Annotated in this window: 1 pseudogene; it reads left to right on the top strand. The window is 62.8% G+C overall.

The window, feature by feature from the left end:
- Positions 1–128 precede the first annotated feature (128 nt).
- Positions 129–392 (top strand): annotated as a pseudogene (locus tag OXQ95_RS18650) (hypothetical protein); the annotation flags it as partial.

The following is a 392-nucleotide window of genomic DNA, read 5'->3' as shown; positions in this document are numbered from 1 at the left end:
AACGACGCTCCGCCGCGCTGGCGGAGTGGCAGATCCTCGTGAGCTAGGCAGATGCGTACAAAGCGCGACGTGCATTGTGTGGAGACCGGTTCGCGTTAGACTGACAGCACCCACGGGCGGGCCTCGACATGGCGATCCCCGCGATCGGCTTCCCGGGATCGAAGAAGCGGCTGATCGGCTCCATCTATGGCGGCGGCATTCCCGAACGGGACATGCAGCGTATCTTTTCACTGTACCGATCCGGTCGCCTCGACCTCGATGCCCAGATCGGTCGCAGGATCGGATTGGAGCGGGTGAACGATGGGCTGCGCTGGCTGGAACAGGGCGTCGCAGGCCGGACGATGATTGAGTTTAGTGGCTCTGTCGGTTCTGTCACACCAACGTGGCAGGCA

Origin of the sequence: Sphingomonas sp. GC_Shp_6 (assembly GCF_026540835.1) — a bacterium.
Classification (GTDB): domain Bacteria; phylum Pseudomonadota; class Alphaproteobacteria; order Sphingomonadales; family Sphingomonadaceae; genus Sphingomonas.
The sequence above is the reverse complement of the archived record's forward strand: the minus strand, read 5'-3'. Positions and strand labels throughout refer to the sequence as shown.